The 5,216-nt window shown below is 69.5% G+C and carries 7 protein-coding genes and 1 pseudogene; 5 read left to right on the top strand and 3 right to left on the bottom strand.

Annotation, left to right across the window (positions count from 1 at the left end):
• Positions 1-212: 212 nt before the first annotated feature.
• Together FRZ03_RS16605 and FRZ03_RS16600 are read right to left on the bottom strand one after the other, a co-directional pair.
• On the bottom strand, positions 213-719 hold the full coding sequence (locus FRZ03_RS16605) for a hypothetical protein (RefSeq protein ID WP_398660496.1): 507 nt from the start codon (positions 717-719) through the stop codon (positions 213-215).
• Positions 720-804: 85 nt separating this feature from the next.
• Positions 805-1,206 (bottom strand): peptidase inhibitor family I36 protein, encoded by a 402-nt coding sequence (locus FRZ03_RS16600; protein WP_261399171.1) that lies wholly within the window; start codon positions 1,204-1,206, stop codon positions 805-807.
• Between the two features lie 264 nt (positions 1,207-1,470).
• Here FRZ03_RS16600 and FRZ03_RS16595 point away from each other — a divergent pair.
• From FRZ03_RS16595 to FRZ03_RS16575, 5 genes and pseudogenes are all read left to right on the top strand, one after another.
• Positions 1,471-1,761, top strand: a pseudogene (locus FRZ03_RS16595) (WXG100 family type VII secretion target); the annotation flags it as partial.
• 8 nt (positions 1,762-1,769) lie between these two features.
• Entirely contained in the window at positions 1,770-2,663 is an 894-nt protein-coding gene (locus tag FRZ03_RS16590; protein ID WP_186785456.1) for an RNase A-like domain-containing protein, read from the top strand.
• Positions 2,664-2,680: 17 nt separating this feature from the next.
• Complete coding sequence (locus tag FRZ03_RS16585) at positions 2,681-3,238, top strand: hypothetical protein (RefSeq protein ID WP_146465933.1); 558 nt, start codon at positions 2,681-2,683, stop codon at positions 3,236-3,238.
• A gap of 8 nt (positions 3,239-3,246) precedes the next feature.
• Entirely contained in the window at positions 3,247-3,546 is a 300-nt protein-coding gene (locus tag FRZ03_RS16580) for an RNase A-like domain-containing protein (RefSeq protein ID WP_146465932.1), read from the top strand.
• A 22-nt stretch (positions 3,547-3,568) separates the two neighbouring features.
• The gene (locus FRZ03_RS16575; protein ID WP_146465931.1) at positions 3,569-4,237 is read left to right on the top strand and encodes a contact-dependent growth inhibition system immunity protein; all 669 of its coding nucleotides are present in this window, start codon (positions 3,569-3,571) and stop codon (positions 4,235-4,237) included.
• Positions 4,238-4,374: 137 nt separating this feature from the next.
• Here FRZ03_RS16575 and FRZ03_RS16570 read toward each other — a convergent pair.
• On the bottom strand, positions 4,375-5,216 hold an 842-nt coding region (locus FRZ03_RS16570; protein WP_261399169.1), incomplete at its 5' end, for a dihydrolipoamide acetyltransferase family protein.

Genomic DNA, 5,216 nt, shown 5'->3' with positions numbered 1-5,216 from the left:
CCGCTTAGGCGGGAGGGCGCGGCGCAGGCACCGAGCGCTGTGAGACGGGCAGCGGGAACGTCTACGCGTACGGGGAGCACAAGCAGGGCGCCCTGCACTGGGCCGTCACATACTACGGCGGCAGCGCGTGGCCGTCCCGGCCCGGCCCACCAGCCGCCCCTGCCCGTGTGTCGCGCACGGACAGGGGCGGCTGGTGGGCCGGGCCGGGACGGTCAGGCGCTGCCGTTGTAGTAGGTGACGTCCCAGTGCAGGGCGCCCTTCTTGGGCTTCTCGTAGGCGTAGACGTTCCCGCTGCCCGACTTGTAGAGCTTGGCGCCGTCACCGCGCGTGCCCGCCGAGCGGAAGTGCTTGCGGATGTAGGTGTCCAGGCAGTTGGTGACGTGCAGATCGACCTTGTAGCCGTTGTCGTGGCGGTACTTGCCCGTCCGGCTGTGGCCCTTCTCGGTGCCCGCCGTGACCGTCACCGCGCAGTGGCTCGTGCGCTTCAGGGCGATGACGCCGGAGACGGTGGTGCGGCGGATGCCCGTGAACGACGTACACCTGCTGTCGTTGCGGTTGTCGCAGTGCCCGGACGAGGTCCACGACACACCGTGGGCACGGAACTCCTTGGCCGCCTGGGCGTGCGTGTACGTCGCCGGGGCGGCGGAGGCCGGCGCGGTGGCGGCCAGCGGCAGGCCGAGCGCGGCCATGCACACGGTGGCGAGAACGGAACTACGCAAACCAGTCACCTTTTCCTTCGCGTTCCTTCGAGGAAGCTCTTCTTCGCGAGCGGGTCGCTGGGCGGGTACGGCGTGAAGACCGCGGTCAGCAGGCCCACTTGTGGGACCGCAGATACGTGCCGACGCCCTTGAGATTGCCGCGCCGGCCGCCGGCCAGGCAGAACATCTTGGTGCCGCGGTAGTCGGTGGCCGTGTACGCCGACACCGGCGCGCCGGACTCGCCGTGGTTGTACGCCGACCGCACGCGGGTCCCCTTGGCCCACTTGCAGGTCCGTGATCCGGCGAGCCAGTCGGCGTCGTCGACCCGCCACTCGCACCGCTGCCCCGTCCCGTTGTCCCCGCTCCACACGCAGAACAGGCCGCGCGCGCAGTCGTTGTACGAGGTGCTGGGCGCCGCCTGGGCGGCGGCGGGGGTCAGACAGGCGGCCATGGCCACGGCGGCGAACAGCCCCGTGAGCCGGCGGGTCCGGCCGGATTGCGTCGTCATCGAACCTCCGGAGCGAAGAGCGGAACCTGCGCCTGGAGCCGGGCACCCGACTCCGGCAAGGAGAACTCTGGCCACCGTCCGGGAGCGCTGAGAAGGCGCGCCGGGCGGGCGCGTGAGGTGTGCGCCGGGGGTGCGTCCCGCCGGCACTCCCCAAAGCCCGCCGGTGTGCTCCCGGTTCACCCGCACGGGGACGGGAGTTGACGATCGGGGTGCCCCGGCGCGGCAGGCGGCCCAGGCCTCTTTCCGGGCGTCCGCCGTAGAAACATGTCGACCGGTGCCGACGGCGACCACATCACTGTCTCGTTCGCCACGCTCCATGAACTCGCCATGGACCTTGAGGACATCCTCAAGAAGCTCAACGGCGAACTGGGCGATCTCTACGACCGCGTGGAACCGGTCGTGCTGTCCTGGAAGGGCGAGGCCCGCGAGGTCTTCGTCGAGAAACTGGACGAATGGGACCGCTCCGCGCAGGACCTCCAGGCGGCCCAGAAGTGGCTGCACGCGTACGTCACCACCGGGCACGCCAATTACGCGGCGGGGGGACCAGCCACCCTGTCTTCGCCGTGCTGTTCGACACCTGCGGCACCATGGCCGACGCGGTGTACAACGTGGCCCTGGCGGCGCAGGACGTGCGCAACGACCTGCACCGGATCTACAGCGACGCCGTGAAGGACAGCATCCGGCAGCTCGACCCGCGTGAACTCGACATCACCCACCCCAAGAGCGTGCTCAAGGGGCTGTGGCACATGGGAAAGGGCCTGGTGACGGACGTATCGGTCGGGATCGTCCTGAACATCGACGAAGGCGCCATGAACGACGCCGTGACCGCCTACGACAACCGGGTACAGCGCCAGGTCCGGCGCATCGAGGATCTGATGCCGGCGCTGGACGAGGCCTGCACCAGCGCCCCGAGCTTCAACGCCGAGACGGCGAGGGCCGAGGCGTTCGGCGCCCGGTCCTTGACGGAGTTCAAGGGTGATCCGCTCTACACGGTTCCCGGCGACGACGAGTCCCGCCACCGGTACCCCGTCGATCTCGCGAACCAGGAAGGGCTTTCCGGCTCGCACGTCATCGACAAGCACGTGGGGAAGACGGACGCCCAGCTGGAGCAGAGGCTTCGCGATCAGGCGCGGGTCCGCCCCGACGGCACGGTCGCGCCGATCGCCGCGTCGACGTTCACCGACCTGAGCTCGGCACAGCGTTACACACAGGGTGTTCTCGACGATCCGGCCAATCAGCAGAAGATATCGAGGTGGCTGGCGAGCAATCCGGACCCGGCCCGGTCCAAGAGAACCCTGGGGCTCTCCTTCACCGATGTCGTGGGCAGGACGTGGACTCGGGGCGACTCTTCCGCCCATGACTCGCATATCGTCAACGTGACGCTGAAGCCACGCCCGGGCGGCCATCCTCCGTATGTCGTGCTCACCTCGATGCCCAGCGACACGGTTCAGCAGTAGCCATGAAAGGAGACAGGATGCTCGATTCCGCTTCCTGGCAGGCCGACCTGCTGGAACTGTTCGGAGGGACGTTCGCCTTCGCGGCGGCGGGGCCGCGGACACACGAGGACTGGCGCCGCGATGTCCAGGCGGTGATGACGCTTCACGCCAAAGACCCGCGCAATTGGGGCACCCTGGTTTTCACCCCGCCGACCAGCGGCCCGACGAGGACCGAGGAAAAGCCGTTCGCCGATCTCCGTCTCGATGAGTTCGACCGCCTCCTGTATCCGGTGGGCAGGGAATCCGCCACGCAGCTGCTGGTCGCCTTGCAAGGGGAGTTCTACCAGTCGGCCAATATCCAGGATTTCGCACAGCGCAAGGATCGACTCTTCGCATGTGCGGAGGAAATCCTTTTCCGATTCGACCACGATGCTAAATACTATACGAACGCAGCCGAGGCCCGAGATGATCCGAATGCCGATCTGATGAACCCCGACACCGAATGGAACTGCCTGTCCGAGTTCACCACGGACTGCGGTCTCGTCGTCGTTTCCGGCTCCGAGGTCGGAGTCTTCTGGGCCTTCTCCGAGGACTGAGATTCATCATGCGCACCCGCTCCGCCACCTACCCCGACCGTGAGACCGCCCAATGGGCCACCCAGCAGGTCGTCACCGCGAACGAGCAGCTCATTCACCGTTGGCTCGCGCAGTCGACACGGGCGCGGCTGAGTATCGAGGCGGCCTGGCCGGCGCGCGAGGAGCCGGTCGGGCGGGTGCTGTTGCAGGCGATGATGCTGGCGGGCCGGGAGCCCGTCGAGGTGCGGGCCGCCCGGGTGGTCCTCAGGAGGGACCCCACGCGCCCGCACGAGTTCGTCGTGCACGCCACGTTCCCGATCCATCTGTAGCGACCCGTAGAGGCTGACCACCGTGCCCCTGAGCCCCCTCGAACACGACCGCCGGTACGGCGAACTCGACCAGGTCATGCGCGCCTACCTCGGGCAGCCCGCCGACGACACCCCGGAGCAGGCCGGTCCGGCGCTCACCGCCTACCTCCGGCACACCTGGCACAGCCGGCCGTGGGCCCTCGCCGTCGCCGAGCGCCAGTTGCGGGAGTACGCCGACAACCCGCCCGGGCGGCTGCGGCTGCGGCTCGGCGAGTTCTACGCGATCCCCGACGTCGGGCTGTCCCCGGGCGAGATCCAGTCCTGGCTGCGCCGCCTCGCCGACCACATCAGGGCGAGCATCGAGACCGGCGAGGTGCCGCCGCCCGCCGTCCCCGTCACCCACTGGGAGTGGCACGCCCGGTTCCCGGAACTCGGGCAGTTCCTGGGGGGCTGGTTCTCCCAGGACATGCCGGACGAGTTCGACGACCACCACGCCGCCGTCGAGGACTACCGGAACTCCACCGACCGGCAGCTCGTCGCCCGCCTCGTCGGAGAACTCCAGGAACTGCTCGCGCTGGAGCTGGACGAGTCCGGCTACGCCCTCGCCGTCGCGGAGCTCGGCATGGAGGTCGACCCGCCGGCGCCCTACTCGCCCAGCGGCTGGCTCGCCCTCCTCGCCGGACAGCTCACCACACCCGCAGACGAGAACTGAGCCGCCCGCCCGGGGGGCCGAACCGCCCGGCCCAGGGCCGAGCCGCTCCAGGAGAGGGCAGGGCCGCATCACCGAAAGGACAGGGCCGCGCACCCCGGCAGGGGTGCGCGGCCCTTGTCACGGTCTCCGCGGAGCCGTCACGCCCAGGTGATCAGCCGCTTCGGCTGCTCCAGGATCGCCGCCACGTCGGCCAGGACCTTGGAGCCCAGCTCGCCGTCGACCAGGCGGTGATCGAAACTCAGCGCGAGGGTCGTGACCTGGCGGGGCTTGACCTTGCCCTTGTGGACCCAGGGCTGGAGCTTGATCGCGCCGATCGCGAGGATCGCCGACTCGCCGGGGTTGAGGATCGGTGTGCCGGTGTCGACGCCGAAGACGCCGACGTTGGTGATGGTCACCGTGCCACCCTGCATCGCCGACGGGGAGGTCTTGCCCTCGCGCGCCGTGGACACCAGCTCGCCGAGGGCGTCGGCCAGTTGGGGCAGCGTCTTGTCGTGCGCGTCCTTGATGTTCGGCACGATCAGACCGCGCGGGGTGGCCGCCGCGATACCCAGGTTGACGTAGTGCTTGACCACGATCTCCTGGGCCGCCTCGTCCCAGGACGCGTTGATGTCCGGGTTGCGCTTGATGGCGACCAGCAGGGCCTTGGCGATCAGCAGCAGCGGATTGACCCGCTTGCCCTGCATCTCCTTGTCCTGCTTCAGCTCCTCGACCAGCTTCATGGTGCGGGTCACGTCCACCGTCACGAACTCCGTGACGTGCGGGGCCGTGAAGGCCGAGCCGACCATCGCCGCGGCCGTCGCCTTGCGCACACCCTTGACGGGGATGCGGGTCTCCCGGGCGCCGTCGTACGTCACCACGGGGGCGGGGGCGGCGGGAGCGGGCGCGTCGGCGGGCCGCGCCAGCACCGCCTTGCCGCGCGCGGACGCGGGCACCGGGCCGTCGCCGACGTCCGTGAGCGGCAGCTTCTGCCGGCCGTCGG

Source organism: Streptomyces misionensis (assembly GCF_007896895.1).
Lineage (GTDB): Bacteria > Actinomycetota > Actinomycetes > Streptomycetales > Streptomycetaceae > Streptomyces > Streptomyces misionensis_A.
This window is presented reverse-complemented; position numbering and strand designations above follow the sequence as displayed.

Excerpts from the sequence above, each read along its gene's own strand:
- FRZ03_RS16580 (WP_146465932.1), top strand. The coding sequence starts at position 3,247 with ATGCGCACCCGCTCCGCCACCTACCCCGACCGTGAGACCGCCCAATGG.
- FRZ03_RS16600 (WP_261399171.1), bottom strand. The coding sequence starts at position 1,206 with ATGACGACGCAATCCGGCCGGACCCGCCGGCTCACGGGGCTGTTCGCC.
- FRZ03_RS16585 (WP_146465933.1), top strand. The coding sequence starts at position 2,681 with ATGCTCGATTCCGCTTCCTGGCAGGCCGACCTGCTGGAACTGTTCGGA.